The 18,612-nt window shown below is 65.6% G+C and carries 18 protein-coding genes; 11 read left to right on the top strand and 7 right to left on the bottom strand.

Annotation, left to right across the window (positions count from 1 at the left end; all coding sequences use genetic code 11):
* Genes FHY50_RS00635 through FHY50_RS00625 form a run of 3 tightly spaced genes read left to right on the top strand, consistent with a single transcriptional unit; the run spans window position 1 to window position 2,426 of the window.
* A complete protein-coding gene (locus tag FHY50_RS00635) occupies window positions 1–318 on the top strand; it encodes a hypothetical protein (protein WP_140046456.1) in 318 nt (105 codons plus the stop codon).
* A 34-nt stretch (window positions 319–352) separates the two neighbouring features.
* Entirely contained in the window at window positions 353–1,039 is a 687-nt protein-coding gene (locus FHY50_RS00630) for a response regulator transcription factor (protein WP_140046454.1), read from the top strand.
* 1 nt (window position 1,040) lies between these two features.
* Window positions 1,041–2,426 (top strand): sensor histidine kinase, encoded by a 1,386-nt coding sequence (locus FHY50_RS00625; RefSeq protein ID WP_140046452.1) that lies wholly within the window; start codon window positions 1,041–1,043, stop codon window positions 2,424–2,426.
* Window positions 2,427–2,558: 132 nt separating this feature from the next.
* On the opposite strand, the gene FHY50_RS00620 is transcribed toward FHY50_RS00625, so the two are convergent.
* A complete protein-coding gene (locus FHY50_RS00620; protein WP_140046451.1) occupies window positions 2,559–3,557 on the bottom strand; it encodes an LLM class flavin-dependent oxidoreductase in 999 nt (332 codons plus the stop codon).
* 151 nt (window positions 3,558–3,708) lie between these two features.
* Here FHY50_RS00620 and FHY50_RS00615 point away from each other — a divergent pair, with 151 nt between their 5' ends.
* Genes FHY50_RS00615 through FHY50_RS00605 form a run of 3 tightly spaced genes read left to right on the top strand, consistent with a single transcriptional unit; the run spans window position 3,709 to window position 5,719 of the window.
* A complete protein-coding gene (locus FHY50_RS00615) occupies window positions 3,709–4,386 on the top strand; it encodes a pyrimidine 5'-nucleotidase (RefSeq protein WP_140046449.1) in 678 nt (225 codons plus the stop codon).
* On the top strand, window positions 4,371–5,192 hold the full coding sequence (gene dapD, locus FHY50_RS00610) for a 2,3,4,5-tetrahydropyridine-2,6-dicarboxylate N-succinyltransferase (protein WP_140046448.1): 822 nt from the start codon (window positions 4,371–4,373) through the stop codon (window positions 5,190–5,192). Before FHY50_RS00615 ends, dapD begins: the two co-directional genes overlap by 16 nt.
* Window positions 5,189–5,719, top strand: coding sequence for a flavodoxin family protein (locus tag FHY50_RS00605; protein WP_166745463.1), 531 nt, complete (start codon window positions 5,189–5,191; stop codon window positions 5,717–5,719). Before dapD ends, FHY50_RS00605 begins: the two co-directional genes overlap by 4 nt.
* On the opposite strand, the gene FHY50_RS14435 is transcribed toward FHY50_RS00605, so the two are convergent.
* The 3 genes from FHY50_RS14435 to FHY50_RS00595 all read right to left on the bottom strand — a co-directional run bounded on the left by FHY50_RS14435 (window position 5,716) and on the right by FHY50_RS00595 (window position 7,341).
* Complete coding sequence (locus FHY50_RS14435) at window positions 5,716–5,850, bottom strand: hypothetical protein (protein ID WP_279588136.1); 135 nt, start codon at window positions 5,848–5,850, stop codon at window positions 5,716–5,718. The two genes, FHY50_RS00605 and FHY50_RS14435, sit on opposite strands and share 4 nt — an antisense overlap.
* Window positions 5,851–5,936: 86 nt before the next feature.
* On the bottom strand, window positions 5,937–6,368 hold the full coding sequence (locus FHY50_RS00600; protein ID WP_140046447.1) for a CoA-binding protein: 432 nt from the start codon (window positions 6,366–6,368) through the stop codon (window positions 5,937–5,939).
* Between the two features lie 4 nt (window positions 6,369–6,372).
* Window positions 6,373–7,341 carry a P-loop NTPase gene (locus FHY50_RS00595; protein ID WP_140046445.1) on the bottom strand — a complete coding sequence of 323 codons (969 nt, stop codon included), beginning with the start codon at window positions 7,339–7,341 and terminating at the stop codon, window positions 6,373–6,375.
* Between the two features lie 70 nt (window positions 7,342–7,411).
* Here FHY50_RS00595 and hflK point away from each other — a divergent pair, with 70 nt between their 5' ends.
* From hflK to FHY50_RS00575, 4 genes are all read left to right on the top strand, one after another.
* The gene (gene hflK / locus FHY50_RS00590) at window positions 7,412–8,539 is read left to right on the top strand and encodes a protease modulator HflK (protein WP_140046444.1); all 1,128 of its coding nucleotides are present in this window, start codon (window positions 7,412–7,414) and stop codon (window positions 8,537–8,539) included.
* Window positions 8,539–9,408 carry a protease modulator HflC gene (gene hflC, locus FHY50_RS00585; RefSeq protein ID WP_140046443.1) on the top strand — a complete coding sequence of 290 codons (870 nt, stop codon included), beginning with the start codon at window positions 8,539–8,541 and terminating at the stop codon, window positions 9,406–9,408. The genes hflK and hflC overlap by 1 nt, the downstream gene beginning before the upstream one ends.
* Before the next feature lie 116 nt (window positions 9,409–9,524).
* Entirely contained in the window at window positions 9,525–11,033 is a 1,509-nt protein-coding gene (locus tag FHY50_RS00580) for a Do family serine endopeptidase (protein ID WP_140046441.1), read from the top strand.
* A gap of 87 nt (window positions 11,034–11,120) precedes the next feature.
* The gene (locus FHY50_RS00575) at window positions 11,121–12,755 is read left to right on the top strand and encodes a helicase HerA-like domain-containing protein (protein ID WP_140046439.1); all 1,635 of its coding nucleotides are present in this window, start codon (window positions 11,121–11,123) and stop codon (window positions 12,753–12,755) included.
* A 59-nt stretch (window positions 12,756–12,814) separates the two neighbouring features.
* Here the strand turns inward: FHY50_RS00575 and FHY50_RS00570 are convergent, their stop codons facing one another.
* From FHY50_RS00570 to queF, 3 genes are all read right to left on the bottom strand, one after another.
* A complete protein-coding gene (locus tag FHY50_RS00570; RefSeq protein ID WP_140046438.1) occupies window positions 12,815–14,095 on the bottom strand; it encodes a glycoside hydrolase family 130 protein in 1,281 nt (426 codons plus the stop codon).
* A 55-nt stretch (window positions 14,096–14,150) separates the two neighbouring features.
* On the bottom strand, window positions 14,151–16,421 hold the full coding sequence (locus FHY50_RS00565) for a glycosyltransferase family 4 protein (RefSeq protein WP_140046436.1): 2,271 nt from the start codon (window positions 16,419–16,421) through the stop codon (window positions 14,151–14,153).
* Between the two features lie 152 nt (window positions 16,422–16,573).
* A complete protein-coding gene (gene queF, locus FHY50_RS00560; RefSeq protein WP_140046435.1) occupies window positions 16,574–17,023 on the bottom strand; it encodes a preQ(1) synthase in 450 nt (149 codons plus the stop codon).
* A 74-nt stretch (window positions 17,024–17,097) separates the two neighbouring features.
* On the opposite strand from queF, the gene FHY50_RS00555 reads away from it, so the two are divergent.
* Window positions 17,098–18,582, top strand: a complete 1,485-nt coding sequence (locus tag FHY50_RS00555) for a cryptochrome/photolyase family protein (RefSeq protein ID WP_243846904.1) — start codon at window positions 17,098–17,100, stop codon at window positions 18,580–18,582.
* The last annotated feature ends 30 nt before the right edge of the window (window positions 18,583–18,612 follow it).

The raw sequence follows: 18,612 nt of genomic DNA, 5'->3' as shown, positions 1-18,612 counted from the left end.
ATGAAGATGGTGGGACGCTCCTGTTTGGCGATGCTGGCGGTGCTGATGGCGGCGCCATGCGCGGCATCGGCGGATCCGCTGCAAAAGCTCAAGCGCGATCACGAACAGGCCCGCGAAGCGCGGCTCCAGGGCCGACTGCTGCCGCTGCGCGAGATAGAGCGGCGGGTGTTGCCGCGGATGAAGGGGGCCGACTATCTCGGCTTCGACTTCGATTCGGGCCCTGCCATTTACACGCTCAAGTTCCTGCGCAATGGACAGGTCATCTGGGTGGATGTCGACGGGCGGTCGGGGGCGATCCTGGGTCGGTCGGGGCGCTGACGCACCGCTTGCAAGGACAATAAAGGGAAAACTCATGCGCGTTCTGATCGTCGAGGATGAGCCCAATCTGCGCCAGCAATTGATGTCCACGCTCGAGGGAGCGGGATATGCCGTCGACAGCGCGTCGGACGGCGAGGAAGGCCACTTCCTCGGCTCTACCGAGAATTACGACGCGATCATCCTCGATCTCGGTCTGCCGGAGGTCGATGGACTGACCGTGCTCGACCGCTGGCGCAAGGAAGGCAAGGCGACGCCGGTGTTGGTCCTGACTGCGCGCGACAGCTGGTCGGACAAGGTTGCCGGACTTGACGCCGGCGCCGACGATTATGTCGCCAAGCCGTTCCAGACCGAGGAGCTGATCGCACGGCTGCGCGCGCTGATCCGGCGCGCGTCGGGCAATGCCTCGGCCGAGCTGACCGCGGGCGACATCCGTCTCGACACGCGCAGCGGCAAGGTGACCCGCGCCGGCGAGCCGATCAAGCTGACCGCGCAGGAATACAAGCTGCTGTCGTACCTGCTCCATCACAAAGGCAAGGTCGTCAGCCGCACCGAGCTGATCGAGCATATTTACGACCAGGATTTCGATCGCGATTCGAACACGATCGAAGTTTTCGTGACGCGCATCCGCAAGAAGCTGGGCGCGGATACGATCACGACGATCCGCGGCCTGGGCTACAGCCTCGAGGATCCCGACGGCACGCCGGTCGCCGCCGAATCCTGACATGAGCGACGCGGCGATCGAGGTGGGGGCTCCGCCGCCGCGGCCCTATGTGCGGGCGACCGGATCGCTCAGCCGGCGCATGATCCTGATCGCCAGCGCGTGGATTTTCGTGCTGCTGGCAGGGGGCGCTTTCGGGCTCGATCGTGTGCTGACGTCAGCGCTGCAAACCAGTTTCGACGATCAGCTGGACTATATCCTGGATTCGATGATCCTGTCGGCCGAGATCGATCCGGTCGGCGAAGTGATGTTCAGCCGCGAGTTATCCGACCAACGATTTCTCGAACCATATTCCGGATTGTACTGGCAGGTCAGCGGCAAGGGATACAATGCCGCTCCGTCCCGGTCGCTGTGGGATCGAGTATTGCGCGCCGACGCCGACCATGGCGACATGGAGGTGCATTTTTATGATTCGGACCAGTTCCCCAAGGAAAACCTGCGCGTTGCCGAACGCGACGTACGCCTGCCGGGATCACCCGTGCAGTGGCGGTTTCAGGTGGCGCAAAACCGCAATATTCTAGATGCCCAGATTGCCGCGCTGCGGCGGACGCTGACCTACAGCTTCGTCCTGCTCGGGCTCGGCCTGATCGTGATGGCGGCGCTGCAGACCTGGTACGGCCTGCTGCCGGTGCGCAAGTTGCGGATCGAGATCGCGCGGCTGCGCGCCGGCAAATCGACCCGGATCGAAGGCGGCATGCCCGCCGAGCTGGCGCCGATGGTCGAAGAGCTGAACGCGCTGGTGTCGCATAACGATCGCCAGGCAGAGGAGGCGCGGCGGCACGCCGGCAATCTCGCGCACGCGCTCAAGACGCCGCTCACCGTCATCATGAATGCCGCGACCGCCGATGCCGACGACCTGTCGACCACGGTCGTGCGCGAGGCGCGGACGATGCGGCGCCAGGTCGATCACCACCTCGCGCGCGCCCGCGCCGTCGGACGCCGCGGCAGCGCGCACAGCCGCGCCGCGATCTGGCCGAGCATCGAGGCGGTCGAGCGCGCGGTCGATCGACTGTACCAGCATGTCCGCATCGATACTGATGGTCAGAAGGATCTGGTCGCCCATATCGAACGTCAGGACCTCGACGAAATGCTCGGCAATCTCGTCGAGAATGCTGCAAAATATGGCGGCGGAAGCGTGTTCATCACCGCGCAGGCGGATGCCGGGTTCGTAGAGATACTGGTCGAGGACGACGGCGCGGGCATCCCCGAGGCCGACCGCATCCGCATCTTCGATCGCGGCGTGCGGCTCGACAGCGGCAAACCGGGGACCGGGCTGGGTCTGGCGATCGTTCGCGATGTTGCGGAACTATACGACGGGACGGTGAGTCTGGAGGAGAGCGAGGATCTTGGCGGATTGCTGGTGCGATTGCGGCTGCCTGCGGCGGGGTGAATACGATCCAGCCCATCTGCAGGCCCCGTGCTCCGGCGAAGGCCGGAGCCGTGGCAATCAAAGCCTTCGGACCGCCACGGCTCCGGCCTTCGCCGGAGCACAGCTGTATGTTGCCTGCGGCCAGACCAAACACTAAGCCGCCAGCTGCAACTCGCGCATCGCCTGCGCGGCAATCCCGAAGCTCTTCTTTCTCGCCTCGGGATCGTAGATCATGCCGGTCAGCATCAGCTCGTCGGCTCCCGTCCGCTCGACGAACGCGGCGATCTGGTGCGCGACCGTCGCGGGGCTGCCGGTCGCCGAGCATTCGAGCACCTGATTGAGGATCGCGTTGCCCTGCGCGCCGAGGCCCGCGCGGAAATCGCGCACCGGGGGCGGCAGTTGGATCGCCTGGCCGGTGCGGATCGCGACGAACGCCTGATGCGCCGAACTCGCAAGGTACTGCGCCTCGTTGTCGCTGTCGGCAGCGAACACGTTGAAACCCAGCATTACGTGCGGACGGTCGAGCTGCGCCGATGGACGAAAGCCGGCGCGATAGATCGCGATCGCGTCCATCATCGCGGCTGGCGCGAAGTGCGACGCGAACGCGTAGGGCAGCCCGAGCGCGGCGGCGAGCTGCGCGCCGAACGTGCTCGATCCCAGAATCCACAGCGGCACCTTAGCCCCTGCCCCCGGCACCGCGCGGATGCCGGTCTGGCCGTCATCGGCGAAATAGCTTTGCAGTTCGAGCACATCCTGCGGAAATGCGTTTGGATCGCTCTCCAGCGTTCGGCGCAGTGCGCGGGCTACTTTGTGATCCGATCCCGGTGCGCGGCCCAGCCCCAATTCGATGCGGCCGGGAAACAGTGCGTCGAGCGTGCCGAACTGCTCGGCGATCACCAACGGGGCATGGTTGGGCAGCATGATGCCGCCCGCGCCGACCTTGATCGTGCTGGTCGCGGCGGCGAGATGGCCGATCACCACCGCGGTCGCGGCGCTGGCGATGCCCGGCATGCCATGATGCTCGGCGACCCAGTATCGATTGAAGCCCAGCCCCTCGGCGTGACGCGCCAGATCGGCGGCGTTGGCAAGCGCCGAGGCGGCCGTGCCATCCTGGACGATGGGGACGAGGTCGAGCAGCGAGTATCCGGTCATGGATAGGAGATGGGAGCGAGCGACCGCATTCGCCACCAATCATAATCTTTGCCGTCCAGAAGCAGAAAGCGGCGGACCCCCCGTCGTTCGGGCCTTGCGGCGGCATAGCCATCTTGCCGCAGCGGGTTTCGCCGCATAAGCCCCCAGCCGCATGCTGCCCCAACTCGCCCATATCGATACCTGGATCTTCGATCTCGACAACACGCTGTATCCGGCGGGTTCGGGACTGTTTCCCCAGATCGAGACGCGGATGACCGACTATGTCTGCGCCTTGCTCGGCTGCGACCGGACGACGGGCTATGCCGCGCAGAAGGCCTGGTTCCTCGACCACGGCACCACGCTGTCGGGGCTGATGGCGGAGCGTGACATCGACCCGCACGAGTTCCTGGCATTCGTCCACGACGTCGACATGGGCGCGATCGAAGCCAACGCCGACCTTGCCGGGGCAATCGCACGCCTGCCGGGGCGCAAGCTGGTCTTCACCAATGGCGACGCGCCCTATGCGCGGCGGGTGCTGGACCGGCTGGGGCTGGACGAGACGTTCGAGGGCATCCACGACATCCATGCCACCGCATACCGCCCCAAGCCCTGGCCCGAAGCCTATCGCGGGCTGTGCGATGCCTGGGACATCGATCCCGCGCGCGCGCTGTTCGCCGAGGACATGGCGCGCAACCTGCCGCCGGCCAAGGCGATCGGGATGACGACGGTTTGGGTCGATAACGGTTCGGAACAGGGCGCGGTCGACCGCGACGTCATCGACTTCACCACGCACGACATCGGCCATTGGCTGGCCGGCATATTGGAGGACGCGGCATGCACGACCAACTGATCCCGGTGATCGACGCCGCATGGGAGGATCGCGCCAGCCTGACCATCGCTACCACCGGCGAAGTGCGTGAGGCCGTGGTCGAGGCGCTCGCCCTGCTCGACAGCGGTGCGGCGCGGGTCGCGGAACCGAACGGCGACGGATGGCGCGTCAATCAATGGCTGAAAAAGGCGGTACTGCTGTCGTTCCGGCTCAACGACAATCAGGTCATGCCCGGTCCGGGCGACAGCGCGTGGTTCGACAAGGTGCCGTCGAAATTCGCGGGCTGGGGCGAGAACCGGTTCCGCGATGCCGGATTTCGCGCGGTGCCCGGCGCGATCGTTCGGCAGGGCGCGTTCGTCGGCAAGAGCGCGGTGCTGATGCCCAGCTTCGTCAATATCGGCGCCTATGTCGGCGAGGGCACGATGGTCGATACCTGGGCTACCGTGGGCAGTTGCGCGCAGATCGGGCGGGGCGTGCATCTGTCGGGCGGCGCCGGGATCGGCGGCGTGCTCGAACCGCTTCAGGCCGATCCGGTCATCATCGGCGATGGCGCCTTTATCGGCGCGCGCGCCGAGGTCGCCGAGGGCGTGCGCGTCGGCGAAGGCGCGGTGCTGTCGATGGGCGTGTATCTGGGCGCATCGACGAAGATCGTCGACCGCGCGACCGGCGAAGTCCATATGGGCGAAGTGCCTCCCTATGCCGTCGTCGTTCCCGGATCGCTCGGAGGGGGAGACGGCAAACCGGCGCTCTACTGCGCGGTCATCATCAAGCAGGTCGACGAACGCACCCGCAGCAAGACCAGCATCAACGAACTGCTGCGCGATTGAACCCACCGCTGGTGATCGAGGGATCGGCGCGGCAGGACGGCGATACCGCGCAACTGGTGCGCGGCGTTCGCGACCGGCTCGACGCGAGTGTCGTCGTGTCGCTGTCGCAAATCGACATCGCCCCGTTTGCCTATGGCGCCACACGGCAGCCGGACGATTTTGCGGCGGTGATCGATGCGATGCTGGCGAGCGACGATATCGTCTTTGCCACACCGGTCTATTGGTACGCGATGAGCGGGCGAATGAAGACGGTGTTCGATCGGCTGACCGACCTGCTGCACGACGACCGCCTCAAGCCCCGCGCGCGGGCGTTCGCCGGGCGGCGGACCTGGCTGCTCGCGGTAGGTACTGATCCGGCGCTGCCGCCGGGGTTCGCCGAGCCGTTTGCGCGGACGTCGCGCTATCTCGGCATGAACTGGTCAGGCGCGGCATATTTCAACACGCGCGGCGATGTCTGGATGGGCGATGCGGCCCCGGCGCTCAATCGGTTTATCGGGCGGATACGGATCGCACGCGGCCGCGCCTAGCTGCGCAAGCGACCATGTAGCCGCTCGACCGCACGGCGCCGGCGCTCGCGCTGCGACATGGTCGCGACGAGCACGATGGCGGCGCTGCACAGGATGAGCATCAAGGCGAAAGAGAAATACGGGTCGAGCATCGAGGTCCTCCAACGAACCATCCCGATGTCGCGCGATCCGCGCCAATGTTCGATTGCGATCCCCGCGCGATCGCATCGTTTTTCCGTTAGGATTCGACCCGACCGATGCCCAACCGCGCGATCTCGATCTTTGGGCAGCGGTCCATCACCACTTCGAGGCCGGCCGCTTCGGCGCGTGCCGCAGCCTCCTGGTTGACGACGCCGATCTGCATCCACACCGCCTTGGCGCCGACCGCGATCGCTTGATCGACCGCTTCGCCTGCCGCCGCCGAATTGCGGAAGATATCGACGATGTCGATCGGCTCGCCGATCTGGCCGAGTTCGCGGAACACGAATTCGCCGTGGACATGCTCGCCCGTGATCTGCGGATTGACCGGGATCACGCGGTAGCCGTGATCCTGCAGGAACCGCATCACTCCGTACGACGCACGGTCGGGGCGGTCCGAGGCGCCGACCATCGCGATGGTGCGCGCACCGCTCAGCAGCGCATGGATCTCGTCGTCGGTGGTCAGCGGCATGCCCTTATCCCTTCGCGTCGAGCCACGCCGAAACCTGCGCGGCCAGACCGACGAACGCGGCGGCTTCAGGGCCGTTCCCTGCAGCTGGCGGCTGTCCAGCGTCCGATGCCCGCCGAACCGCGATCGACAGCGGCACGCGGCCGAGGAACGGCACGCCCAACCGGCCCGCCGCCGCTTCCGCCCCACCCTGCCCGAACGGATCGGAGGTCTCGCCGCAATGCGGGCAGGCATAGCCCGACATGTTCTCGACGATCCCGATGATCGGCACGCCGACCTTGGCGAACAGGTCGATCGCGCGTTCGGCGTCGATCAGCGACAGATCCTGCGGCGTCGAAACGATCACCGCCCCCGCCGGCTTGTGCTTCTGCACCATCGTCAGCTGGACGTCGCCGGTCCCGGGCGGCAGGTCGATCACCAGCGTGTCGACGCCCGCGCCCGCCCAATCGCCGTCGATCAACTGGCCAAGCGCTCCCGACGCCATCGGTCCGCGCCAGGCAAGCGCCTTGCCCGGATCGACCAACTGTCCCATCGACAGCATCGGCACGCCGAACGGCGTCGCCACGGGCAGCAGCACCTTGTCGCGCGCCTGCGGCCGTGTGCCTTCGACCCCCATCAGCTTGGGCTGCGACGGGCCATAGACATCGGCATCGACGAGCCCGACGCGGCGCCCCGCCTTGTGCAACGCGATCGCCAGATTGGCCGAGACGGTCGACTTGCCGACGCCGCCCTTGCCGCTGGCGACCGCGATCAGGCGGCGCTCCATACGTTCACTGGTGCGCAGCACGCGCACCTCGTCGATGCCGGGCAGATCGCCGAGCGCGGCGCGGATGTCCCGTTCGAGCGCGGCTTGGGCATCGGTTCCCAGGCCGGTCACGTCGACGACGATGCTGGCACGGTTTCCGTCGAGCCGCGCCGTCGCGCGGCCCGCAGCGATCGGCGCGAGCAGCGCTTCGAGTGTCGTTCGATCGGTCATGTCGGCGAGATAGGCCCGCCTTGCGCCTATTCCACTGTAATTCGCCGTGCGCCTCCCTATAAAGGTGGATATGCTGAATATCTCGGGGTGGATCGCACGCGCTGGCGTGCTTCGGAACGACAATCCCAAGGGCCCGTGGGGCGGTGGGAACAAGGGCGAAGGCGGCAGTCCGGGAGAGGGCGGCGGTCCGCGCAACCCATGGGCATTCCCCCCGGAAGGACGCCGCGGGCGTTCGACCACGTCGACATCGCTCGACGAGTTTCTCAAGCGCGCGCGCGGCGGCGGCGGTGGCGGGGGCGGCGGTCGCCCCGGCCTGCCGCTGCCCGGCGGCAGCTCGATCTGGTGGATCGGCGCCGGCCTGCTCGTTCTGCTATGGGTCCTGTTCACCTCGATCCATTCGATCGGACCGGAGCAGCGCGGCGTCGTCACCACACTCGGCAACTATAGCGGCACATTGTCGCCCGGGGTCCAGCTGACCGCGCCCTCGCCCTTCGCGCAGGTGCGCAAGGTCGATGTCGAGGCGATCCGCAACGAGGAGTTTCCGCAAGGATCAACCGCCGACAATCTGATGCTGACCGGCGACCAGAACATCATCGACCTTGCTTATTCCGTGCAGTGGAACGTGCGCAGCCCCGAGAATTTCATCTTCCAAATCGCCGATCCCGAAGCGACGGTGCGCGCGGTCGCGGAAAGCGCGATGCGTTCGGCGGTCGCCAGCGTCACGCTCGACCAGGCGCTGGGCGTCGGACGCACGGTGATCGAGGCGCAGGTGCTCGCGCTGATGCAGCAGATCCTCGACGAATATCGCTCCGGTATCCGCATCAGCAACGTTGCGATCCGCGCCGCCAATCCCCCGGCCGCGGTCGACGAGGATTTCAAGGCGGTCAATGCGGCGCAGCAGCAGGCACAGGCCAACCTCAACCAGGCGCGCGCCTATGCGCAGCAGGTGATTGCCCGCGCGCAGGGCGAAGCTGCCGAGTTCGACAAGATCTACGAGCAATATGTCAGCGCGCCCGAAGTGACTCGCCGCCGCCTCTATTACGAGACGATGGAAGCGGTGCTTGCCAAGTCGAACAAGACGATCGTCGAATCGGGCGACGTCACGCCGTATCTGCCGCTGCCCAATGCGGCTGCGCGCCCGGCAGCGACTCCCGAGCCGCAAACGCCGCCGGTCGTCGTTCAGGGGGGAGCGAACTGATGGGCGCGTCGTTGTTTCGCAACCCAATGGCGCTCGGGATCTTCGCGCTCGCGCTGTTGATCCTGCTGGCCAACACGCTGGTGATCGTCCCCGAAACGAAGCAGGCGGTGATCCTGCGCGTCCAGCAGCCGCGCGGCGTCGTCAACCGCTACGAACCCAATGAGGAATTCGGACGGACCGGCGCGGGCCTGATCGCCAAGATTCCGCTGCTCGACCGCATCGTGTGGGTCGACAAGCGCGTGCTCGACATCGAACTCGACAACCAGCAGGTGCTGTCGACCGACCAGCTTCGGCTGCAGGTCGACGCGTTCGCGCGCTTCCGCGTAATCGATCCGCTGCGGATGGTGGTGACCGCGCAGTCGGAGGAGAACGTCATCAACCGGCTCGAGCCGATCCTGGGCTCGGCATTGCGCAACGAGCTCGGCAAGCGCGAGTTCGCCGCGCTGCTCAGCCCCGAGCGCGGCGAGGTGATGAACAACATCCAGGCCGGGCTGCAGCGGGTAGCACGCAACTACGGCGTCGAGATCGTCGACGTCCGCATCCGCCACGCCGATTTGCCGACCGGATCGCCGCTCGACAGCGCGCTCGAGCGGATGCGTACTGCCCGGCGTCAGGAATCGCTGACGATCCAGGCACGCGGGCTGACCCAAGCGCAGATCATCCGCGCCGACGCCGACGCGCAGGCTGCCAGCGTCTACGCCGGAGCCTTTGGGAAAGACCCCGGCTTCTACGACTTCTACCGCTCGATGCAGTCGTACCGCCGGACCTTCGGTGCCGACGGCAGCGAGCCGACCGGCGAGACGTCGATCATCCTGAGCCCGAACAACGGCTATTTGCGCCAGTTCCAGAGCGGCGCCGGAGGAAACTGACGCCTGGAAATCCTGACGGCATCGTTCATATTCAATCGGCGTTCAGCCACGAGGTGTATCAACCCGGTCACACAGGCGGATCATCCCGGATCGAAACTAGAGAGGAATACCCTACGGTGCGTTACGCTTACGCCATCACCACTGCCCTTCTGGTCGGCGGCGCCGCCGCGACGATGACGCTGGACACCCCGCTCGGCGCGCAGACCGCGCAGAACGAGCCGGGCGCGATCCAGGCGCAGTCGCCGCGCGCCGGCGCGCCGACGAGCTTTGCCGACATGGTCGCGCGGCTTCAGCCAGCGGTTGTCAACATCTCGACGACACAGCGCGTGACGGTTCAGAACAGCAATCCGTTCGCGGGCACGCCGTTCGAGAATTTCTTCGGCAATCGCGGCGGCGGCGGACGTCCGACCACGCGCGAAGGCCAGTCGCTGGGATCGGGCTTCATCATTTCCGAAGACGGCTATGTCGTCACCAACAACCACGTCATTTCGCCGGGCGCACGCAATGCGACGGTGGAATCGGTGACGGTGACGCTGTCCGACGGCAAGGAATATGTCGCCAAGGTAGTCGGCAGGGATGAAGAATCCGATCTGGCGGTGCTCAAGATCGACGGCGACAACCTGCCGTTCGTGCGCTTCGGCGATTCGAAGCAGGCTCGCGTGGGCGACTGGGTGGTCGCGATCGGCAATCCGTTCGGGCTGGGCGGCACGGTAACTGCCGGGATCATCTCGGCGCTCAACCGCGTCGCCGCCGGCCCCTATGACCGCTTCATCCAGACCGACGCCTCGATCAACCAGGGCAATTCGGGCGGACCGATGTTCGACATGCAGGGCAATGTCATCGGCATCAATTCGCAGATCCTGTCGCCGACCGGCGGCAATGTCGGCGTCGGCTTTGCGATCCCTGCCGAACAGGCGGCACCGATCGTCGCCACGCTGCGCCGCGGCGATACCGTCACGCGCGGGTATCTGGGCGTCGGCATCCAGCCAGTGACGCCGGAAATCGCCGCCGCGCTCGGGCTCGAGGAAGATCGCGGCGAGATCATCCGCTCGGTCGAACCCGACCAGGCCGCACAGCGCGCGGGCATCCGCCCCGGCGATATCGTCGTCGGCGTTGCCGGGCAGGAAGTGACCGAGCAGCAGACGCTCAGCATCCTCGTCGCCAATACCCGTCCCGGCACACGCCTGCCGATCGAACTGATCCGCGACGGCCGCCGTCAGACTGTTACCGCCACCGTCGGCACACGTCCTTCGCAGGAGGAACTGGCCGGGTTCCAGATGGACGAGGAAGGCGAACCGGCGATGCCCGATCCGGGCGCTACCGCAGACGCGACGCTCGGTTTGAGCGTTCAGGCACTGACGCCGCAGATTGCGCGCAGCATCGGCGTCGATCCGTCGGTGCGCGGCGTCGTGGTCTCCGGTGCAGACCCATCAAGCGACGCGGGTCAGAAAGGCATCCGCCGCGGCGACGTGATTATTTCGATCAACCGCCAACCGGTGACCAGCGCCGCGGATATCACACGCGGGGTTGCAGCCGCGCGAAGTGCTGGTCGGGATCAGGTTCTGCTCTATATCCAGCGAGGGCGCGGAGCGCCCGCTTTCTTCCCGATCGAAATCGCGGAATAAGGTGCGCTATGGGGCGATCGTTTCAACGGTTGCCCCTCACCTGAGCTTGGAGGCATAGTCCCTTACTCGTTAGGCGGGGGAACAGCCGTGAATGACGCGGACGGCATTTTCATCGGCCTTGGCGGCGGGACTGCCCAGCGGCTCGTTCTCAAGCGCGCAAATCGCCACGGACTGATCGCGGGAGCGACCGGCACCGGCAAGACGGTGACGCTGCAGGGGCTGGCCGAAGGCTTTTCGAACGCCGGGGTGCCGGTGTTCGTCGCCGATGTGAAAGGCGACTTGGCGGGTCTGGGCATGGCCGGATCGCCGCTCGCCAAGACCCATGCGCCGTTCGCCGCGCGCGCCGCCGAGATCGGCGATTTCGAATGGGCCTATCGCGAAACCCCGGTGCAGTTGTGGGACCTGTTCGGCGAACAGGGTCATCCGATCCGCGCCACCGTGTCGGAGATGGGGCCGCTGTTGCTGTCGCGGTTGATGGGCCTCAACGACACGCAGGAAGGCGTGCTGACGATCGCCTTCCACTTGGCCGATGCCGAGGGACTGTTGCTGCTCGACCTCGACGATCTCCAAGCCATGCTCACCGAATGCGCCGAGCGTGCCGATGAAATTTCCACCAGCTACGGCAATGTCAGCAAGGCCAGCGTCGGCGCGATCCAGCGGCAACTGCTGCAGATGCGGGGACAAGGCGCCGAGCATTTCTTCGGCGAGCCTGCGCTCGACATCCATGATTTCATCGCCGCCGACGATAGCGGTCGCGGCGTGGTCAACATCCTTGCCGCCGACAAGCTGATGGCATCGCCGCGCCTCTACGCGACGTTCCTGCTGTGGCTGCTGTCGGAGATGTTCGAGACGCTTCCCGAGGTCGGCGATCCCGACAAGCCGAAACTGGTGTTCTTCTTCGACGAAGCGCACCTGCTGTTCGACGAGGCTCCGCCGGCATTGATCGAAAAGATCGAGCAGGTCGTCCGCCTGATCCGCTCGAAGGGCGTCGGCGTCTATTTCGTCACGCAGAACCCGATCGACATTCCCGAAGGCGTCGCCGGCCAGCTTGGCAACCGTATCCAGCATGCGCTGCGCGCCTTCACCCCGCGCGAGCAGAAGGCGATCAAGGCCGCGGCGGAGACGTTTCGCGCCAATCCCGGGGTTGATGTCGCGACTGCCATCACCGAACTCAAGGTCGGCGAGGCGCTGGTCTCGCTGCTCCAGGCCGACGGGTCGCCGTCCCCGGTCGAGCGCACGCTGGTCAAGCCGCCGGCGTCGCGGGTCGGCGTGCTGACCCCGGTCGAGCGCGGCGTGCTGGTCGCGACCGATGCGATCGGCGACAAATACGACGTCACGGTCGATCGAGAATCGGCCGAGGAACTGCTTGCCGCCAAACGCGCCGAGGCGATCGCCGCCGCCGATCAGTCGAGGGCAGCCGTCGAGGCCGAGAAGCGCGCAGCAATCCAGGCCAAGGAGGACGCGCGCGCCGCCAAGGAGGCCGAACGCGCGCGCATCGCCGCCGCGCGCGAGGCCGAACGCCAGCAAAAGGCGGCAGAGCGCGAAGCCGCCAACTCCCCGTGGAATCGGGCGGTGACGTCGGCAACGCGCTCGGCATCCTCGACCGTCGGGCGCACCGTCGCCGGTGAGATCACCAAGGCGGTGTTCGGATCGAAACGCGGAGCCGGCGGGCTCGGCGCCCGCATAGTCCGCGGAGTGCTCGGCGGACTGTTCCGGGGCTGAGGATTGGCGTCACGTCCCGAACTATTGGCGTAACCGCAACTCCCGGTGGTCGAAACCACTCACATCTGCGCCAGCACCGCCTTGATCGGCACGAAGGCGAATGCGACCGACGAATCCGCCACGCCATAGGGCAGGAAGATCGTGTCGCGGTGGCGCAGCGCGCCGCATGAATAGACGACGTTGGGGACATAGCCTTCGCGATCCTGGTTCGCCGCCGCCAGCAGCGGCTCGCGCGTGCGGCCGATGACCTTGCTGGGATCGTTCTTGTCGAGCAGCACCGCGCCGATCGAATATTTGCGCATCGCGCCGACACCGTGGGTCAGCAGCAGCCACCCTTCGTCGAGTTCGATCGGCGGGCCGCAATTGCCGATCTGGACGAACTCCCACGGAAATTCAGGAGTGAGCAGCAATTCGCCTTCATCCCAATGGGTGATGCGGTCGGATTTGATCAGGAAAAGGTTCTCGCCATCCTGCCGCCCGATCATCATGTAGTGATCCCCGACCTTGCGCGGGAACAGCGCCATCCCCTTGTTGCGCGCTGCCGCACCGGTCATGGGCACGAGGTCGAACGCGCGGAAGTCGCGGGTGCGCATCATTTCCGACTGAATCGTCGAGCCGTTATAGGCGGTATAAGTGCCCAGCCATTCGGTGCTGCCGTCGTCGTGCGTGAACTTGACGAGGCGCAGGTCCTCGAGTCCGTTCGACTGCGCCTTGGTGATCGGAAAAATTACCGTGCCCGACAGCGTCGAATCGCGGTGGCGATTTACCGTCACCGGCCCTTCGGGCATGTGCTCCTCGTCGCCATGCGTGTCGGCTGCGGTCGCGAACGGCGGTTCCGGCGCGAGCTTGAGCTCGTTGTCCTGGGTGATGATCCCTTCGCGGAACGCCACCGAGGAAATATGCCCCTCGCCCACCGCGCGCAGCGACATGACGATGCGCAGCGACCCATCGGGCATACCCGACTGGTCATGATGCTCGACGGCGCTGGGGTTCATCAGCGCCGCGGCGGCATAGCTGTATTCGTGGCAGAAATAGGCGCCGATCAACTGGCGCTTCTCGTCGCCGATATCGCCGCCATCGAGCTTGAGCTGCGCCTCGATCTCATCATAGCGCGTCATGAACACGCGCCGGGTCTGCCAATGGCGCGCCTCGAAATCCTTGAGCACGATCTCGAGCTGTCGCCGCGCTTCGGACGGCGCCATGTCGAGCACCTCGCGCACCAGCCGCTCGCTGCGGCTCGGGCCCTTGCCATTCGATTGCCATGCGATGTGGAACGGGCGGACCACGACGCGCGAGGGATCGGCATGCAGCCGCAGCGCATGGTTGAACAGATCGAGCAAGCGAACCCCTTCCCGGCTTCATCGGCTGGCACGACGCCTGCCGAGTCAGCAGGCGTCACACAGCGGCGCGGGTGAGTCCTGCCACGGGAGCAGCAACCTTTGAAAGGGCCGATATCGCACAGGACGCCAATTGCAGCGCCAAAATCGACTCGGCGCCCTGATTCTGATTGATCCCGTTCGGATGCAGTCCGTCGTAACAGCCGCCGTCGGCGGCGGTGGCCAGGGGCAGGTCGAGATCATTGCCGCCGAGATACCAGCGATAGGCGCGCATCGCCTCATCTACCCAACGCGGATCTCCGGTCGCGGCGAGTGCCGCCGTACACGCATCGATCGTCGCCTGCGCTTCGAGCGGTTGCTGATCGAAAGGTAGCGGCTCCTCATAGGCTCTGCCGAAACTTTCGGTTCCGACTGCGCGGAAGCGTCCCTCGGGCGAGGTCTGGCGCGCCACGATCCACTCCAGTGTATCGATGCCGCAGGCGATGAAGTCCCGGCGATCCAGCGCCCTACCGGCGCGGAGCAAAGCTTCGGGCAGGCGGGCATTATCGTAGGCAAGTACGATCTCGAACCACTGCCATTCCGGACGCCGAGCCGCGTCGCACAGCGCGATAAGCTCATCGCCGAAGCGTTCGAGGATGCGCCGCGACAAGGCGTGCCCCGGATGCGCGTCGAGCATTGCGGCGGCGCCCAGCATCGCGAAGGCATGCGCGCGCGGGCTGCCCAAATCGAACGCGAGGCTCGCCGTCTCGTCGAACAACCGCGCCGCCCAGTCACGATGCTTTTGCGCCTTGGCATCGCGCGCAGTGACGCCAAGGGCCCAGATCGCGCGACCGTTGGAATCCTCGGACCCGGTATCTTCGCACCAGGTGCGATCGAAGTTCATAAAATTGCGAAAGCGCCGCGCGTCGGGGTTCCACGCATATTGCACGAACGACGCATAGATGCTGGTCCATTTGTCGCGGCGCTCGTCGGACAAGTCGGCCATCTGGCTCATCAGGATAAGCGCGCGGGCGTTGTCGTCGATGCAATAGCCGTGGCGACGATCGGGAATCGAATAGATGGAATGCTGAAGCATGCCGGTCGCGTCGCTCATCCGCTCGACTGCCGAAAGGTCGGGTGCGAGCGGGGTCATGTCCGGCGCAGACTTGCGCAGTCGTCGGGGCTGCGAGGCGATCATCGTCTCGACTCCGTCGATGGCGCGTGCCGCCAGGCAAGGCCACAGCATCGTCCGCCCGCGCGCATAGGCCCGCTCGGCCAACGCATGGCGCGCCGCATCATCGCTGAGCAATGCGCTGATCGCCTGGGCGAACCCCGCGCTGTCGCCAAAATTGACGAGAATACCATGCCCATCGGCAAGGATCTCCGTCGCATGGACATAGGGCGTCGACACCACCGGCTTGCCAACGCCAACCGCGTAGGACAGCGTGCCCGACGTAATCTGCGCCGGATTGCTGTACGGCGTCGCGTAGATGTCCGCCGCCTGCAGATAGTCGAGCAACTCGTCATGCTCGACGAACGCATCGATGAAGCGGACATTCTCGCCGACGCCCAGCCGTTCCGCCTGCGCCAAAAGGCGATCGCGATACGCCTCGCCTTCATGCGCCACCAGATTGGGATGGGTTGCGCCAAGGACGACGTACAAGGTGTCCGGATGTGCGGCTACGACCGCCGGCATCGCCTCGATCAGCGTCTCGATGCCCTTGTTCGGCGCAAGCAGGCCGAACGTTAGCACGACCTTCCGGCCGTCCCAGCCGAACCGGCGCTTGAACTCGGACGGATCGGCAAGCGCACGATCGGGGACGCCATGCGGAATGGTCAGGATCGTGCGGCTGTTGGCGCCATAGACGCGGACCAAGATCTCTCGCCCGCGCTCCGCCATCACGATCACTCGGGCGGCACGGCGCAGCAGCGCTTCGAGCACGCGGCGCTCGTCGGCGCTGGGCTTTTCGAGTATCGTGTGCAGCGTGACGATCACCGGCATCGTCACCCGGTCGAGCAAGGCCAGCAGATGGTCGCCAGCAGACCCGCCATAGATGCCATATTCGTGCTGGACCCACAGCGCCTGTGCACCGCTCGCCTCGATCGCGCGGGCCGCGGCGAGATAGCCGGTACGGTCGTCCTGCGGGATCGCCGCGGTCACTTCATCGGGATAGTCGTATCGCCCGGGATGGTCGTCCATCGCATAGACATCGACCGTCAATTCGGGAAAGCGCTCGATCAAGGCACGATGCGTGTCGGTGGTGAAGGTCGCCAAGCCGCATTTGCGTGGCAGAAAATTGCCGAGGAGCGCAATATGGTCGAGGCGTGCCGGTGCTGCAGTGGTGCGCACGGACCGTTCCTTTTTTGCTCACGACAACAAAGTGTTGCCGATCAGTTTGTTGTCGCTCCCCCGAACGCTCAGTGAACTGGTTGGTTGCAGATATATTGCACCGCACAAAGTGAGTCGCGCCAGTAGTTTCTTGCCACGCGACGAACCGGGCATCACCCGCGCCCGCGATACCCCGAAACCCCCTGATCGGGGACCCACATTCCCTCGGGCGGCGCGCCGGATTGCCAGAACACATCGATGGGGATGCCGCCGCGCGGATACCAATAGCCGCCGATGCGCAACCATCGAGGCTTCATCTCCGCCACCAGCCGTTCGCCGATGCCGACCGTGCAGTCTTCATGGAAGGCCGCGTGGTTGCGGAACGACCCCAGGAACAGCTTGAGCGACTTGGACTCGACGATGGTGTCGCCGGGGACATAATCGAGTACCAGATGCGCGAAGTCGGGTTGACCGGTCACCGGGCATAGCGACGTGAACTCGGGAACCGCGAAACGGACCAGATAGTTGCTGCCGGGCCGCGGATTGGGAACATAGTCGAGCTCCGCCGCGTCTGGCGAGTCGGGAAGCGCGCTGGTCTGGCCGAGATGTTTCGGTGTCGTCATCGTGCCGATGTAGGAAGCGGACCGCCCGATTGAAACGCACCTCGCTGATCCCGATCCTGGGCGACCAGTTGTCGATGGCGATCTCGTCGCTGGAGGGAGAAAATCCTGACGCCAGCACCGTGCTGATGATGGAGGTCGCCGACGAAGCGACCTATGTGCAGCACCACGTCAAGAAGATCGCATTCCTGTTCTCGGCGATGCGGCATCATGCCGAACGTCTGCGGTCGGACGGATGGCATGTCGAGTATGTCGCCTTCGATGATCCCGACAATTCCGGCAGCTTTACCGGCGAGGTTGCGCGTGCGACCGAGCGCCATGCCCCGGACCGGATCGTCGTCACCGAAGCCGGTGAATGGCGCGTGCGCCAGATGCTGGAGGAATGGCCGGACAAGTTCGAAGCAGATGTCGAGATCCGCGCCGACACGCGCTTCCTGGCCAGCCATGCGGAGTTCGAGGCGTGGGCCGAGGGGCGCAAGCAGCTGCGGATGGAATATTTCTACCGCGAAATGCGCCGCAAGACCGGGCTGTTGATGGACGGCGACCAGCCCGAAGGCGGCCAGTGGAACTTCGACAAGGAGAATCGCAAGCCGGCAAAGCGCGACCTGACCATGCCGCAGCCGCTGTCGTTCAGTCCCGACCCGATCACGCGAGAGGTGCTCGCGCTGGTCGCCGAGCGGTTCGGCGATCATCCCGGCACACTCGACGGCTTCGACTTCGCAGTGACCGAAGCCGACGCGCTTGCGCAGCAGAAGGCGTTTCTGAACCACGCCTTGGCTGGCTTCGGCGACTATCAGGACGCGATGCTCACCGACGTCCCGTTCCTGTGGCATTCGGTCTTGTCGCCCTACATCAACTGCGGACTACTCGACCCGATCGACTTGTGCCGCGAAGTCGAGAAGCGATACCGCGCTGGAAAAGTGCCGCTCAACGCCGCCGAGGGATTTATCCGCCAGGTGATCGGCTGGCGCGAGTATGTCCGCGGTATCTACTGGCGCGAAGGCCCGGACTATACGGCGCGCAATTTCCTCGAGGCCCGGCGCCTCCTTCCCGCCTGGTACTGGACCGGGGACACCGACCTGTTCTGTCTGAGCCAGGCGATCGGCCAGACGCTGCACAGCGCGTATGCCCATCATATCCAGCGGCTGATGATAACCGGCAATTTCGCGCTGCTAATCGGCGCCGATCCGGCAGAGGTCCAGCGCTGGTATCTGGAAGTCTATGCCGACGCCTATGAATGGGTCGAGGCGCCGAACACGCTGGGGATGAGCCAGTTCGGCGATGGCGGGCTGCTGGGTTCCAAACCCTATGCGTCTTCGGGTGCGTATATCGATCGCATGTCGGACTATTGCGGACACTGCCGCTACGACGTCAAACAGCGCACCGGCCCGGATGCCTGTCCGTTCAATGCGCTCTATTGGGACTTCCTCGCGCGCAATCGTGACAAGCTGGGCAGCAACCAGCGGCTGGCGATGCCGTACCGCAACTGGGACCGGATGGACGCGGCGACACAGGTCGCGTTGCGTAACCAGGCCGCCGGGTTCCTCGACACGCTCGACTAGCGTCGATGCGGCGGATAGAGATTGCGACCC

Source organism: Sphingomonas japonica, from assembly GCF_006346325.1.
Lineage (GTDB): Bacteria > Pseudomonadota > Alphaproteobacteria > Sphingomonadales > Sphingomonadaceae > Sphingomonas > Sphingomonas japonica.
The sequence above is the reverse complement of the archived record's forward strand: the minus strand, read 5'-3'. Positions and strand labels throughout refer to the sequence as shown.